The 14781-nt window shown below is 62.6% G+C and carries 13 protein-coding genes; 5 read left to right on the plus strand and 8 right to left on the minus strand.

Annotated elements, in window-relative coordinates; translation table 11 throughout:
* The first annotated feature begins 54 nt into the window (after nt 1-54).
* From V8359_RS12805 to V8359_RS12825, 5 genes are read left to right on the plus strand one after another with little or no spacing between them, the layout of a single operon-like run.
* On the plus strand, nt 55-1989 hold the full coding sequence (locus V8359_RS12805) for an AAA family ATPase (RefSeq protein ID WP_336429331.1): 1935 nt from the start codon (nt 55-57) through the stop codon (nt 1987-1989).
* Nucleotides 1986-2726, plus strand: a complete 741-nt coding sequence (locus V8359_RS12810) for an HNH endonuclease (protein ID WP_336429332.1) — start codon at nt 1986-1988, stop codon at nt 2724-2726. The genes V8359_RS12805 and V8359_RS12810 overlap by 4 nt, the downstream gene beginning before the upstream one ends.
* Complete coding sequence (locus V8359_RS12815) at nt 2723-4069, plus strand: DUF6638 family protein (protein WP_336429333.1); 1347 nt, start codon at nt 2723-2725, stop codon at nt 4067-4069. Before V8359_RS12810 ends, V8359_RS12815 begins: the two co-directional genes overlap by 4 nt.
* Before the next feature lie 5 nt (nt 4070-4074).
* On the plus strand, nt 4075-4341 hold the full coding sequence (locus V8359_RS12820; RefSeq protein WP_336429334.1) for a hypothetical protein: 267 nt from the start codon (nt 4075-4077) through the stop codon (nt 4339-4341).
* Nucleotides 4342-4353: 12 nt separating this feature from the next.
* Complete coding sequence (locus tag V8359_RS12825) at nt 4354-5001, plus strand: DUF1523 family protein (RefSeq protein ID WP_336429335.1); 648 nt, start codon at nt 4354-4356, stop codon at nt 4999-5001.
* 105 nt (nt 5002-5106) lie between these two features.
* On the opposite strand, the gene V8359_RS12830 is transcribed toward V8359_RS12825, so the two are convergent.
* The 8 genes from V8359_RS12830 to V8359_RS12865 form a co-directional block, all read right to left on the minus strand.
* Nucleotides 5107-6387 (minus strand): amidohydrolase family protein, encoded by a 1281-nt coding sequence (locus tag V8359_RS12830; protein WP_336429336.1) that lies wholly within the window; start codon nt 6385-6387, stop codon nt 5107-5109.
* Entirely contained in the window at nt 6387-7334 is a 948-nt protein-coding gene (locus V8359_RS12835) for an ABC transporter permease (protein WP_336429337.1), read from the minus strand. The genes V8359_RS12830 and V8359_RS12835 overlap by 1 nt, the downstream gene beginning before the upstream one ends.
* A 3-nt stretch (nt 7335-7337) precedes the next feature.
* Nucleotides 7338-8390 (minus strand): ABC transporter permease, encoded by a 1053-nt coding sequence (locus V8359_RS12840; RefSeq protein WP_336429339.1) that lies wholly within the window; start codon nt 8388-8390, stop codon nt 7338-7340.
* Entirely contained in the window at nt 8380-9918 is a 1539-nt protein-coding gene (locus tag V8359_RS12845) for an ABC transporter ATP-binding protein (RefSeq protein WP_336429341.1), read from the minus strand. The genes V8359_RS12840 and V8359_RS12845 overlap by 11 nt, the downstream gene beginning before the upstream one ends.
* Entirely contained in the window at nt 9915-10949 is a 1035-nt protein-coding gene (locus V8359_RS12850) for a BMP family protein (RefSeq protein WP_336429342.1), read from the minus strand. The genes V8359_RS12845 and V8359_RS12850 overlap by 4 nt, the downstream gene beginning before the upstream one ends.
* A 191-nt stretch (nt 10950-11140) precedes the next feature.
* Nucleotides 11141-11926, minus strand: a complete 786-nt coding sequence (locus V8359_RS12855; protein WP_336429343.1) for a carnitinyl-CoA dehydratase — start codon at nt 11924-11926, stop codon at nt 11141-11143.
* Between the two features lie 4 nt (nt 11927-11930).
* A complete protein-coding gene (locus V8359_RS12860; RefSeq protein WP_336429344.1) occupies nt 11931-12533 on the minus strand; it encodes a DJ-1/PfpI family protein in 603 nt (200 codons plus the stop codon).
* Nucleotides 12530-14563, minus strand: coding sequence for an acetate--CoA ligase family protein (locus V8359_RS12865; RefSeq protein ID WP_336429345.1), 2034 nt, complete (start codon nt 14561-14563; stop codon nt 12530-12532). The genes V8359_RS12860 and V8359_RS12865 overlap by 4 nt, the downstream gene beginning before the upstream one ends.
* Between the last annotated feature and the right edge of the window lie 218 nt (nt 14564-14781).

Consider the following 14781-nt stretch of genomic DNA (forward strand, 5'->3'; position numbering starts at 1 on the left):
GACCGTGGAGAGACGTAGGGCGGGCTTCAGCCCGCCGCGATGGAGAAAGATGACATGACCCTCACCGCCGACACGATGGAATTACGCGAAGGCGACATCGCCAAGCATTACGATGCGGCCACAGCGATGCTCGACGGGTTCGACCATACGCCCCGGATCGCGAAACAGGCCAATGCGGCGCAGAACGAACGCTCCTCCGGTCTCGGCACCCGCCGCCGTTTCCGCACCACCACACCGGGCCTTGTCACCCGGTCCTCCGCCCGACCCGAGGGCGTCCACCTGATCGACCGGATCACAGGCACGGACGGGGATGACCCGCTCACCTCCCCGCTTCAGGCCAATGTAATGCACAGCCTGCGCCGCGCGCTCGCCATCGCGTTGGCCATAGCCGAGACCTACGCCGAGACCACCGGCCTTGCCGATCTGCGCCGTCAGAACCTCGCCGGTTCCCTCCCCGCCCACGCCAAGACCGAGTTCACCGAACTCATGACCGCCGAGGCGCTCATCGCCGCGCATGTCTTCGCCAATGCCACAGCTTTCCTGCTGGCCCCCCATGCGGGCGAAACCACGGTCGAGGTGGGCGAGGCCGAAGAGCTTCTGGCCGACAACACACAGCTTGCCCTGCACGGCGCCCTCTGGGAGCTGGATCAGAAGCTGACCCTCCACGCCGGGGACGAGGCGCGCCTTGTCGCCACAGTCACCGCCTATGCCGAACAACTGATGGAAAAGGCCGCCCTGCGCGCCCAGACCGCCCCCCGCACAGCTCCCTTCACCGGCGCAAGCTGGCGCATTGAGGCCGATGACCTGACCATTCGCGGCTTCGCGCCGTCGTCCAAGGGCAAATCCTCAACGCTGACCATGACGTTCAAGAAACCGCACGAGGTGGTGGGCAACCACATCGCCAAGTATCAGGCGCTCAAACTGGCCAAGATGCTCATGGCCTATGATTTCGACCGCCGGCTCAACCCCTTCGCCGAACTGGGCGGGTTTATCTTCACCTTCATGGGCGACGGGATGCCCGGCACCGGCAAGACGACGCTCATTCAGATGATGGCAGGGCTCATCAAGGGCTATTGCGACAATGCGGGCTATCCCTTCCGCTATCAGAACCTCTCGACCGAAAGCATCGACAGCTATCAGGGCAAATCGGCCCAAAACGCCAAGGCGTTCATCAACAACGTGCTTGATCCGGGCGTCATCGGCTTCGGCACCGTCGACGATATTGACCAGCTCGCGGGCAAGCGCGGCGATCGGCAGTCAAGCGCGGGCCAGCTCGAAATCACCGCCGTCCTGATGGAAAGCTTCTCGGGCGCGGGCACGGTCGTGCGCGGCAACTGCACCTTCGGCATGTTCTCCAACTATCCCGAGAACGTGGACGATGCGCTGCGCCAACGCGCCGGCGCGCGCTTCCTCGTGGACGGCCCGCAGACGCGCGAGGATTACATCGACATCCTCTACCTGCTCATGGGCCGCAACCACGACATCCCGCTGGGCGATCACGAGGTCTATGCCGCGCAGGAGATCAAGAAGGCCGTGGCCGCCTCATTAGAAAGCCACTCCAAACCCCACGAAGACGGACTGCTCAACGTCTATGACCGCGTCTCGTCCGAGATCGGCGCGCTCGATACTATCGCCAAGCTCGGCACCTATCTCAAAGGTATCCAACAGGCCGACCCCCGCTTCACCGGCCGCGCGATCAAGAACATCACCGACGCGGTGAAGGTCCGCGCGATGGATTTCGAACTGCCGGATGAATGGATGGAAGAGCCTGAGCTGTTCCTCTTCAAATCCTACGACGAGAAGACGGCCATGATCGAAGAATTGCGGCAGCCCATCACCATCGACATGGTCATTCAGGAAATCAACCGCTACGCGGACAGCGAATTCCGCTACGCTGACAAATCCGACGAGGCCGCCATCGAGGCCATGGTGCGGGAGTATGAGCGCACGGAAGAGGCGAAGAAGCGGTATCTGGAGGGGAAGGGGTGAGTCGATTAGCATTTGCTCGGCGTTTTGGAGCTGAACCTCATAACGCCCGAAACGCTTGGTCGTATGTAAACCACGACAAGCGGTTTGTCTTATTCGGAGCGTGGTCGCACCATGAGGAAAGTGATCGCCAATTGGTGTTCTCCAAGTTGTGGGACAAAGACGCGAATAGTCGAAGGCCTGCAAGCTATGGCCCCTCACTCAGACATATCGAGCACGTTCTAGAAGACGGATATTCGCTTTATACATTTCGCCAATATGCAGTGTCCGAAAACCCAAATGAAATACCGAGAATTGACCACTTCGACGATACTCTTGAAGAACGACGTCTCGTTGTCGTTGGAACAGATTACTTCGCAGTGAAGACAACAGACCCGCAGGCATCAACCGTTGAAATCGAGCCCACTATGTATTCAGAGGGTGCTCGATTCGATGTGGTGCAAACACATTTCGAGCGAAACCGCCAAGCACGTGACAAATGTATTGAAATAAATGGTCCAGTTTGCGCTGTTTGTGAAATGGATTTTCAAAGCATTTATGGGGACATCGGTTCAGGCTTCATCCACGTTCATCACATTGTTCGGGTTGCGGACCGTAAAACACAATACAAAATAAACCCCGCCGAGGATTTGGTTCCGGTGTGTCCAAACTGCCATGCGATGCTGCACAAACAAACTCCGCCTTTCTCGGTCCAAGAACTGAAAGACATGATGGCTGAAAAGGCCAAAATGAAACAATGAACCGCCTCATCCGCACCGGCCTCATGTTCGGCAACCTGATCCACGTCGACTCCCCCGCCCTCGTGGAACGGTATAACCGCGCGCTTGAACATCTGACCGGGCGCACCACCGCCCTCACCGATTTCTACATCGATATTTCGGGCTACTCCCCCGAGGTGGGGCACGAACTCGATGACCACCATTATCTCAACCACGCGGGCGTCAACCGGCAGTTCATCCTGCTCACGACACAGCAGAAAACCGCGCCGCTGCTCAACGCGAGGTTTTCCACCTCCCGGGGCATCCTGCGGCAGTTCATCGAGGAAAACGAGCCCGCGCTCTTTGCCCTCACCACCCGCGATGCCGTGGCCGGAGAGCTTGCCAATTCCGTCTATGACATAGCCACCCCCGCGCGCCTTCTTGATATCCGGCGCGTGCGCATCGAGGCCGACACCACCGGCGGCGCGATCAAACAGGCCGCGCGGCTGGACGAAAAGGTCGATCGCTTTCTCAACGAAGAGGACGCATGGTTCGACGATGTGCTCATCGCCGAAATGATCACCCTCGCGGGCGAGACAGGCGATATCGTCCGCAACCCGGTCAATCTCAGGGAAATGAGCTTTGAGCAGCGCAATTTCTGGACCGACCATTTCGGCGGCGCCTATGTCTTTCAGGACGTGGCCCACCCCGGATTGATCACCCCCGGCGACACGTCGATATTCAACGACCTGCCCATCGCCGCCCTCCACGGCTTCGAAGACCGCGATGCCATCGCGCGCTTCCTCGAGAAAAACAGCCTTGTCGAGCCCATCGTCAAGGCGCGCGGCATCGACGCGGCGGCGATCCTGCGTCAGAAGATGGATTTCATCGTGGTCGATACGCTCGCCGACAGCGGCATCACCCTGCGCGGCCTCACCCGCGCCGACATGCGCCGCCTCGCCCGTCAGAACGCCGAAAGGCTGCCACCCGAGTTTCACGCGCTTGCCGCACTGGTGAACTGGGCCGAGAATGACGGGCCGTGGCCCGCGATCACGTCGCGGCACCCGGCCTATTTCTATACGTTCCGCGCCGCCGATCATCCTGATGCCGACCTTGTAAACATGCTGCTGAGCGAACTTGCGCCAAAGGACATCCGGCAGTTGTTCATCTGCCACAAACCCGCCTTTTACGCGCGCTACGCCGGCTGGTCGGACACCAAGAAGGACTATGTGGTCGATTTTCTGGTAAACGAGTATCAGGTGGACAAGCTGGGCACGCGCACGGCACTTTTCGGCCATGAGGCACCCATGCAGGAGACCGCCCCGCCGCCGATACCCGAGGCGACCATCGCACACGTCGGCCCGTGGGGCGCAGTAAGGAGATAGAGAAGATGTTCGCGCTGACCCGCCTCATCGTCATTGGTTTCGTCGCGCTTACCGTGATTTACGTGATCGTGTCGTTCTGGTCGCGTGCTCTCCGCCGCCGCAAGCTGCGCCGCGAATGGGAAGAAGAAGGCCGCCCCGGCGACCGCGAAACCTTTGTCGAGACCGGGCTCAAGGCGTATGACGGCTCGCTCCGGCGCAAACTCATCCTTGGGGTCTATATCATACCCGTCTGCATTGTCGGCCTCATCATCTACCTGACCAATTTCCACTGAAAGGCCAGCTGAATGGTTTACATCAAATGGGCGTTCTGGATCACCTTCTGGGGTCTTGTCGCCGCGTTCTTTCACTACACGCTGCCCCAGCACGACATCGCGCGCATCACCGACACCTATGAAAAACGCATAGATTTCGGTGAAAACTCGATCTTCTGGGCCTCTGCGGATGTGGGCAATGACACCGGAACCGTAAACCGCGACGTGTTCTTCATTCAGACGGTGCGCACGAACGACCGCGTCATGGTCTATCGCAACGAGGATACCGGCTGGGGCTGGCCCCCTTATTTCAAATTCGACACCTCGAACCTTCAGGCCGAGGCGGCCGACCTCAAATCCACGTCGGATGCACCGAAATGGGTGATGATCAAACATTACGGCTGGCGCAACGAATTCATGTCGATCTTTCCCAACGCGGTCAGCGTGAAACCGGTCGCCGGGCCCGATGCGGGCACCGGTATCCCGTGGCTCAACATCATCATCCTGACGGTGTTTTTCGCCTTTGTCTGGGCCATCTGGGTGCGCTGGCGCCGCTTCCGCGCCGCCCGGATCGATCCAATGGTCGAGGACATGACCGAAAGCTGGGATGCGGCGGGCGATGCCGTGGCCGACCGCAGATCACGCGCCAAGCGCTGGCTCGACAGCTGGCGGGCGAAGTAACCAAATCCACGGACGGGCATTGAGTATTTACAGAAAGATGAAGTGCTGGGCGTGCTTCATCTTTCTGTAAATACTCAAAGCCGCCAACGCGTCCGGCGCGCTATCTCAGAGAGGGTGCCGCCGCCTGACATGACCGGGCCGTCCCGGCAGGCACAGGCTGCTGTCGTTGCGCGATTTTCCGGCCACGACCTTGCCCTTTGAGATCACGCAGAGCCGGTCAGGGCGCAATCGCACCGCCTCGATCGGATCGCCCGCATCAAGCACCACAAGCGAGGCCACGGCCCCCTCGTGAAGGCCATAATCCTCAAGCTGCATGATCGCCGCATTCTCGGATGTCACCATGTCAAAGCACCGATGCATCTCATCGGGTGACGACATCTGTGCCACATGAAGACCCATGAACGCCACGTCAAGCATGTCACCGGTGCCGAGCGAATACCACGGATCGCGCACGCAATCCTGGCCCCACCCCACGCGGATGCCATGCGCCTGCATCTCTCGCACCCGCGTCAGGCCACGCCGTTTGGGAAACGTGTCGTGCCGCCCCTGGATCATGATGTTGATGAGCGGGTTCGGGATCGCCGACAGCTCCGCCTCGGCCATCAGCGGCAGAAGCTTGGAGACATAGTAATTGTCCATCGAATGCATCGAGGAGAGATGCGATCCGGCCACCCGTCCCTGAAGCCCGAGCCGCTGTGTTTCTTGGGCCAGCGTCTCGACATGGCGGCTCATCGGATCGTCTGATTCGTCGCAATGCATATCCACCTGCAGTCCGCGTTCGGCCGCGATGCCGCACAGTTCGCGGACGGAAGCGGCGCCATCGGCCATGCCGCGTTCGAAATGCGGAATACCGCCGACCACGTCGACCCCCATGTCGAGCGCGCGCAACGTGTTCTCCCGCGCCGTCGGGTCGCGGTAAAACCCGTCCTGCGGAAACGCGACCAGTTGCACGTCAAGATAGGGTTTCACCATCTCGCGCACATGCAGCATCGCCTCCACACCCTTGAGCGTGTCATCACAGACATCGACATGGCTGCGGATCGCAAGACAGCCCATGCTCACCGCCCAATCGCAATAGCGCAGCGCGCGGTCGACCATCTCGTCTTGGGTCATGACCTGCTTGAGCTCACCCCAAAGCGCGATCCCCTCAAGCAGGGTGCCGCTTTCGTTGATGCGTGGCTGGCCATAGCTCAGGACCGCATCAAGATGAAAATGCGGGTCCACGAAGGGCGGGCTTACAAGGTCGCCGCCCGCGTCGATCACCTGCCCCGCCTCGGCGCCCGCCAAATCGCCCAGTGCGGCAATACGGTCGCCCCGAATACCAATATCGGCGACGCGGCCATCGGGTAGCGTGCCCCTGGCCACGACAAGGTCGAAACCCGCCATCATCTTTCTCCGCGGTTATACGGCACCATCAGGGCCGCGGGCACCTCGGCCCGCCGCGACATTAGAACAAGTGCCAGAATGGAAAGGACATACGGGATCATCAGGAACACCTGATAAGGGATTTCCGCCCCCAACCCCGTCTGTTGCAGCCGGATTTGCAGCGCGTCAAACGCCGCGAACAAAAGCGCACCCAACACGGCCTTGCCGGGCTTCCAGGCACCAAACACAACCAGCGCGATACATATCCATCCGCGCCCGTTCACCATTTCAAAGAAAAAACTCGAGAAGGCCGACATCGTGAGAAACGCGCCCCCCACCGCCATGAAGCCGCTACCGACGATCACCGCCCCCATTCTGAGACCGGTGACCGACAGGCCCTGCGCCTCGACCGCGCCGGGGTTTTCGCCCACCGCGCGCAAGGCAAGTCCCAAGGGAGAGCGATAAAGAACCACCCATGTCACCCCCGCCAGCACGAACGCCAGATAGGTCAGCGGTGTTTGCGCAAAAAGGGCTTGGCCGAGAATGGGTATCTCCGACAGCAGCGGGATTTCCAGCGGCTGGAACGGCTCAATGCGCGGCGGGCTCGTCACCTCGGGAAGCGCGAGCCGGTAGGCGTAATAGGTCACCGACGTCGCCAGCAAGGTGATCCCAAGGCCCACGACATGCTGCGACAGGCCAAAGGGCACCGTCAGCGTGGCATGCAGCAGCCCAAAGAGCATCCCGGCCCCCATCGCCACCGCCACCCCGGTCCAGAGCCCCGCACCCGAATAGACTGCCATCCACCCCGCGAACGCGCCCAGCACCATGATCCCCTCGATCCCGAGATTGAGGATACCCGCGCGCTCACAGATCATCTCGCCCAGCGTCGCAAAGATCAGCGGCGAGGCGATGCGCACGGCTGCGGCCCAGAAGCTGGCCGACAACAGGATGTCGATGATCTCGGCCATGGCCTACCCCCTCACCACGCGAAACCGCGTGAGCAAAATCGCCAGCACCATGAACAAAAGCGCGGTGGCGAGTAGAATGTCGGCGATATAGGTGGGCACTTCGGCTGCGCGGCTCATGCTGTCCGCGCCTACGAAAATGCCCGCCACGAAAATGGCCGACACAACCACCCCGCCGGGATGCAGAAGCGCGAGCATGGCCACGATGATGCCGGTATAACCGAAGCCCGGGCTGATATCGAGCGTCAGGTTGCCCTTGAGGCCCGCCACCTCGGACCAGCCCGCCAGCGCCGCCAGCCCGCCTGACAAAAGCGCCGTCTTGATCAGCACCCAGCCCACCGGAATGCCCGCGAAACGCGCGGCTTGCGGGTTCTGACCCACGGCGCGGATTTCATACCCCAGCGTCGTGCACGCCTGAATGACCCAGATCACCCCCGCCGAAATGAGCGCGATGCCAAACCCCCAATGCAGGCGCAACCCGTCCACGATCCGCGGCAGGCGCGCGGCCCGGTCCAGCGGCTCGGACTTGGGCCAGCCCATGCCCATCGGATCCTTGAGCGGCCCTTCAAGCAGCATCGAGATGAAAAGCAACATGATGAAGTTGAGCAAAAGCGTCGTCACAACTTCGTCGACGCCCAGCCTGACCTTGAGAACAACCGGCCCAAGAAGCATCAGCGCACCGGCCAGCATGGCGCCCGCGGCCATCACCGGAACAAGCACGAACCAAGGCAGAAAGCCCAATGCTCCGGTGCCAAGCAGAACCGCCACAAGGGCGCCCGCGTAAAACTGCGCCTCGGCCCCGATATTCCAGAGCTTCGCGCGGAACGCGACGGCCACGGCCAGCCCGGTAAAGATAAGCGGCGTCGCCCGGTTCAACGTCTCCAGAAGCGCAAATTTCGATCCCGCCGCCCCCGCAAGGATCAGGCCCAGCGTCTCGAACGGATTGGCCCCTGCCAGAAGGGTCAGCAGCGAGGCCACCACCACCGTCAGCGCCAGCGCCGCCGCCGGAAACCCGATCGACCGTCCCAATGTCGGATTTGCCACAGGCTCAAGCCGCATCTTCAAACCCTTGTCCCGCCATCCAGACACCAAGTTCCGCAGGCGTCATGCTACCCCGCGCGAATTCAGGCGAAAGGCGTCCCTCCGACATCACCCGTATCACATCCGAAAGCGCCAGCACCTCATCCAGATCCTCCGAGATGAGAAGCACCGCCGCGCCCGCGTCCCGCGCCGCGATAAGCTGCTCCTGCACATAGGTGACTGCCCCGATATCAAGGCCGCGCACCGGCTGATTGGCCAGAATGATACTCGGCCCCGCTTCAAAGACACGCCCGAGAATAAGCTTTTGCATATTGCCGCCCGACAACAGGCGGATACGTGTGTCCGGCCCCGGACAGCGCACGTCGTATTTGTCGATGATCTCGGCGGTGTGTCGTTCGGCGCCGCTCCAGTCCATCCAGCCACGATTCGAAAAGGGAGGTTTCATGTATCCTTCAAGAACCGCGTTCTCGGTCAGGGTGAATTCCGCGATGGTGCCCGTCCTGTGACGGTCCTCGGGGATGCGCCCGATGCCATGCGCCACGGCCGTCCGTGGCGACCAGCCGCGCACCCGCGTGCCCGCCACGTCCATCTCCCCCTCTGTGGGGGCCTCCAGCCCGGACAGAAGATCGGCCAGTGCGCCCTGCCCGTTGCCACTCACCCCGGCCAGCCCGGTGATCTGACCCGCACGCAGGTCCAGGTCGACGGAATTGAGGCCGGGCCGGTTGCCCTGCGCCGGGGTGCTGACACCGCTGAGCCGCAAAAGAACTTCCCCCGGCGTCGCCTCGCTCGGGGCCACTGCCTTGATCTCGGCCCCGACCATCAGTTCGGCCAGCCTGTGCCGGTCGGTCTCGTCGGTCTTCACCTCCCCCACAAGCCGCCCATGCCTGAGCACGAGCACCCGGCTCGAGATCGACATCACCTCATGCAGCTTGTGCGAGATGAAGATGATCGAAAGGCCTTGCGCCACCGCTTTCCTCAGCGTCTCGAACAAGGCATCGGTTTCCTGCGGCGTCAGAACCGCCGTCGGCTCGTCAAGGATCAGGATGCGTGCATCGCGGTATAGCGCCTTGAGGATTTCCACCCGCTGCCGCTCGCCCACCGAAAGCGCGCCGATCTTGGCGTCCGGGTCAACAACAAGGCCGAAATCCCGCGCCAGCGTCTCGACCTTGCGCCGCGCCGCGCCGCGCCCCATTCCCAACCGCCAAAGCGGCTCGGTCCCCAGAAGGATATTGTCCAGCACGCTCATGTTGTCGGCCAGCGTGAAGTGCTGATGCACCATGCCGACACCTGCCGCCAACGCCGCGCCCGGCGCCCCCGGAGGAAGCGGCTGGCCGAAAACTTCGACCCTGCCCTCATCGGCTGTGTAGTGACCGAAAAGGATGTTCATGAGGGTGGTCTTTCCGGCCCCGTTCTCGCCCAGCAGCGCAATCACCTCACCACGCTTCAGCTCGAAACTGATCGCGTCATTGGCGGTAAGCGCGCCGAAGCGCTTGGTAATGCCGGAAAGGCGCAGAACCGTGTCCTGCGCCTCTCGTTTGTTTGTCATCGTGTCGATGTCGGCTCTTCGTCGTTGATTTCCACGGTGAATTCGCCGGCCTTGATCGCGGCTTCGCGCTCGCGCACAAGCTCCATCGCGTCGGCGGGCACCTTGCCTGCGAATGTGCCAAGCGGAGCCAGCGACGCGCCACCTTCCTTCATGAACGAATAGACGCCGTAGTTGTCGGCCTCGAACTCGCCCGCGCGGTATTTCTCAAGCGCGGCCTGAAGCGTCGGCTCGAAATGCCAGATGGCCGAGGCGACCACCGTGTCAGGATATTCCGACTGTGTATCGATCACGTTGCCAATGGCCAGAACACCCTCTTCCTGCGCCGCGTCCGACACGCCGAACCGCTCGGCATAAAGCACGTCCGCGCCATTTTCGATCATCGCAAAGGCCGTTTCCTTGGCTTTCGGCGGATCGAACCACGACCCGATAAAGCTCACCTGAAAGACCGCCTCGGGTTTCACTTCGCGCACGCCCGCCATGAACGCATGCATCAGGCGATTCACCTCGGGGATCGGGAAGCCGCCGACCATGCCGATATTGCCGGTCTCACTCATCGCGCCGGCGATGATCCCGGTCAGGTATGAGGCGTCCTGGATATAGTTATCGAACACCCCGAGATTGGGATAGCTGTCATCCGGCGGGAAGGACGAGCCCATCAGGAACGCCGTATCGGGATATTCCGCGATGACCTCGCGGGCCTCCTGTTCCACCGCGAACATCTCGCCGATGATCATGTCCACGCCGCTTTCGGCGTATTCGCGCATGACGCGGGCATAGTCGGTGTTCGACACGTTCTCGCTATATTCATAAGAGATCTGTCCGGCCTCTTCGGCCGCGACCGCCGCCTTGTGAATGCGGCTCACCCATTGCTGCTCCACCGGCACGGTATAGATCGCGGCAACGGTGATCGGCTCCTGCGCCAGAAGTTTGCCCGGAAGGCTTCCGGCCCCGGCCGCCGCAACAAGCGCGGCACTTCCCATTAAAATGGCGCGGCGGCTTGGCTGCGCGATCAGTGGCTTTTTCGTTTTCATGGTTTTCATCCCGTCCCAGTTGGTTGTTTGGTTTGCACTTTTGACCAAACGGTAAAGATTAAAGCGATTCGTGGCAACGCTCTTGGCCCGGCCCGCGAAATCGGGCTCAAACGGGACCTCTGGTCACCCTCTCGAATTTGTGCGGCAAATGCGCGGGCAGGACAAGGGCCCATGCCCGCCGCACAACGCGCCTACTTGCCCTTCCAGACCGGATCGCGCTTTTCTGCGAATGCGCGCGCGCCCTCAAGCTGATCTTCGCTGGAATAAAGCACATCGACCGTTTCGAATTGCCGGCGGGTGATCTTGTTCATCGCCTCCTGAAAGGTCATGCCCTCGGCTTCGCGCACGACCTCCTTGAGCGCAGCATAAACCAGCGGCGGACCGCTCGCCAGATGATCGGCCAGATCACGCGCCTCCTGCATGAGATCGCCCGCCGGAAGAACCCGGTTGATCATGCCCCAACGTGCGGCCTCCTCGGCGTCCATCCAACGCCCGGTCAGCAGCATTTCCATCGCGATATGATAAGGGATACGCTTGGGAAGCTTAACCGAAGCCGCATCCGCAACCGTGCCCGACCGGATTTCCGGCAATGCGAAACTCGCGTGATCGGCGGCAAGGATGATGTCCGCCGACAGCGCCCATTCAAGCCCGCCACCACAGCAGATACCATTCACCGCAGCGATAATGGGCTTGTTCATCGCGCGCATCTCCTGAATGCCGCCGAAACCACCCACCCCATAATCGCCGTCGACCTCGTCGCCATCCGCCGCGGCCTTGAGATCCCAACCCGGGCAGAAAAACTTCTCACCAGCGCCGGTGATGATCGCCGTCCGCAACTCCGGGTCGTCGCGAAAGTCGCGAAATATCTCGCCCATCTCGCGGCTCGTCTTGAGGTCGATCGCGTTGGCCTTGGGCCGGTCAAGCGTCACCTCAAGGACATGGCCCCGCCGCTCTGTCTTTACTGAACTGTCTGACATCTCATCACTCCTTGGCAAAGGGATCCTCTCGCGGATCGTGGTTCCAGATATATTCGGCCTCGTGCGCGGCGTCCTCTGCGGCGTCGCGGCCCATAAGGCGCGCTATCATGGCAAGCGCCATATCCATGCCCGCGCTCACCCCCGATGCGGTGAAAATCGGCCCCGCTTCGACCCAGCGCGCGCGCTTCTGCCAATCAACATCGGGCCGCGTTCCGGCCACCCAGTCAAAGGCGCGCTTGTTCGTCGTGGCCAGGCCCCCGTCCAGAAGCTCCGCCGCCGCGAGAAGCGCCGCACCGGTGCAAACAGACGCCACGATCTCAGCATGTGCCGCGGTCTCGCGCAACCACCCGATCAACGCGGCATCGCCAAGGGCGTCGCGCGTGCCGGGGCCACCCGGAACAAGCAACACATCCACAAACCGCACGTCGCCCATTGCCACGTCGGCCACGGTCGCAGGCCCGCCCGCCGCCACGACCGGCCCGGCGCGCTCGGCCACGGTCACGATCTCGAAGGCGTCCGGGCGCATGGCGAACATCTCGAGCGGGCCGTATAAGTCAAGCATCTCGAACCCCGGAAAGATCAGTGCCCCCAGTCTCCGCCGCCTCATGGCCGCGCCGTCCGGATCAGCGCATCCGCAGCCACGGCGCGCTGCGGCGTGACGATCAACGGATTGATCTCGACCTCCTCAAGCGCATCGTCCCGCGACACGACATACGCCTGCACCGCCAACACCGCGCACGCGATGGCCGCCATGTCGGCCCCCGCCTTGCCGCGATATCCGCGCAAGACAGGCGCGATACGCAACCCCCCGAGCGCCTGAAGCACCTCCGCCTCCATGACCGCCAACAAACGCGACCGGCTGTCGCGCAAGATTTCGGTCAGCGTGCCCCCCGCCCCAAGCGTCAGAACAAACCCATGCGCCGGATCGCGCACGACCCCGATCAGAAGCTCGGCCACCCCCCCCGTGACCATCTCTTCGACAAGAAACGTCTCGCAAGGCATGGCGCGGGCGGCCTCCGCCACGTCGCCCGGTCCAAGGTCGAGCGCCACGAGCCCGGCTTCGGTCTTGTGCGCCGCTCCCGTCCCCTTGAGCACGAGCCGCCCGCCGATACGCTCCGCAATCCCGGTCGCCTCGGCAGGGCTCGCCGCCTGTGCGGCGTTCGGCACATCAAGGCCATGCGCCGCCAGCGCGGCCTTGGCCTCGGCCTCGCTCAGCGTAAAGGCCTCTCCCGCCTCTCCCGGAAGGCACAGCGGCGCGGCAGGCGCGCGCGCCCGGCCCAGCCACGCGGCACAGGCAACGGCCGTGAGCGTGTCGTCGATCCCCGTCATCGGCACCACCCCGGCCGCGACGAGCCTGCCCGCCACCGCCTCCGACAGCGTTTCGGGAAGTGTCGAAAGGACCGCCACGGGCAGGCCCGTGTCCTGCGCCGTGCGTCCGGTGGCAGTGATCACACAGTCCCACTGCGCATCCGAACACCTGTCGCTGCGTGGGAAATCCGCGATGATCACACCCAGCGCCACATCGCCCTGCAGGGCGGCACTGAAAGTGCGCGTCATCGCATCCGCGTCGTCCCAGATATAAGTGTGATAATCCAGCGGGTTGGCCAGCGCGACCATCGGTCCCAGCGCCGTCCGAAGCCCCGCGCGCTGCGCATCGCCCAGCGGCGGGAACACAACGTCATGCGCCATCGCGCTGTCGGCCATCAGGCTCGCCTCACCGCCCGAGCACGACATCGACACAATCCGGTTCGATGCCAAGGGCCCCGCGAAATGCAAAAGTTTCAGCGTCTCCAGAAGCGCGGGCAGGCTCTCGACCTGCGCGATGCCAAGCCGCGCCAGAAGGGCCCGCGCTCCGGCATCCGATCCCGCCACCGACGCTGTGTGCGACACCGCCGCGCTTTGCGCTTGTTCGGATTTCCCGACCTTCAGCGCCACGATCGGCTTGCCCAGCGCCTGCGCGCGCGCCGCCAGAGCCTCGAATGCGCGCAGATCGCCCACCCCTTCGACATGCAGGCCAAGCGCGGTAACACGCTCATCCTCAAGAAGCGCGGCTCCGATCTCGGCCCCGCCGACCTGCGCCTGATTGCCTGCCGTCGCCACATACGCCAGTGGCAGGCCCCGCGCCTGCATGGTCAGATTGATCGCCATGTTGGAGCTTTGGGTAAGAATGGCCACGCCGCTGTCCTGACGGGTATGACCGTGTTGGTCAGGCCAGAGCAGCGCCCCGTCAAGATAGTTGATGAACCCGTAACAGTTCGGCCCGACAATCGGCATCTCGCCCGCCGCCTCCAGAAGCGCGGCCTGAAGGCTGTCGCCATCTCCCGTCTCGGCCTGCGCCTCGCGGAATCCGCTGGCAAAACAGACGGCACCCCCCGCGCCCATCGCGTTGAGCGCGGCCACCATCTCGACGGTTAGCGCGCGGTTCACACCGACAAAGACCGCATCCGGCACGCCCGGCAACTCCTCGAGCGAGGCAAAGGCCGCAACCCCCGCCACCTCGGCACGTTTCGGATGCACCGGCCAGATCGGGCCCGAGAACCCCATCTTGAGACATTGCGCGACCACGTTCGCGCACCAGAAACCGCCGCCGATGACGGCGATGGACCGGGGTTGAAAAAGACGGCTGAGGTCACGCATCGGTCACAGGCTCCGACAGGATTCTTGCCTCCAGCGGGGATATTTATCTGCAAGAAGAAGGGCCACTAACCTAGTCTTAACCAAGTTGGTCCAAGCTGACACCACGGTACAGGCGGGGACGCCGATGACCGTGCAAGGAGAAAGCCCGCTGGTCTTTTTCGGGGGAGGGGGTCGCACCTCTCCCTTTCTTCTTGCTCCAAATATCCCCGCCGGAGGCG

Origin of the sequence: Roseovarius sp. E0-M6 (assembly GCF_037083845.1) — a bacterium.
GTDB lineage: Bacteria > Pseudomonadota > Alphaproteobacteria > Rhodobacterales > Rhodobacteraceae > Roseovarius.